General features: G+C 53.5%; 1 protein-coding gene. It reads right to left on the bottom strand.

Annotated features, from left to right (window positions below; all coding sequences use genetic code 11):
• Positions 1-50: 50 nt before the first annotated feature.
• On the bottom strand, positions 51-415 hold a 365-nt coding region (locus SJH88_RS19445; protein ID WP_274755418.1), incomplete at its 5' end, for an integrase core domain-containing protein.

A 415-nucleotide genomic window follows, 5' to 3' on the forward strand; every position in this document is an offset into this window, starting at 1 on the left:
GACCCACTAGCCCCCGGTTTTTCCATCTCAATCTGACCCACGCATTAACCCTAGCTGTCGGGTCCCGGATGATTACGCACGTTCTTGACGAATAAATCAGGAGCTTTCATCTTCCATTTTTTGAGTGCTTGGACTGGGGCTTCATGCCCCAGTGCCTTTTGTGGCAAGTGGTGGTTGTACAGCCAGACAAACCTGTGCAGTGTCTTCTCCAAATCCTCTGCACTGTTGAAGTGATGCGAGCGCAGCACCTGGCTCAGGCGGCCATTGAAGCGCTCAACCATGCCGTTGGTTTGTGGCGTCTTTGGCTTGGTCAGCCGATGCTCTATCCCCAATGCTTGGCATAACTGGTCGAATTCGTGCTCGCCTGAGGGCTGACGTGTGCGGCTTCCAAACAATCGGTCTGTGAACTCTTTGC

Source organism: Comamonas sp. GCA5, assembly GCF_036541385.1.
Classification (GTDB): domain Bacteria; phylum Pseudomonadota; class Gammaproteobacteria; order Burkholderiales; family Burkholderiaceae_C; genus Comamonas; species Comamonas aquatica.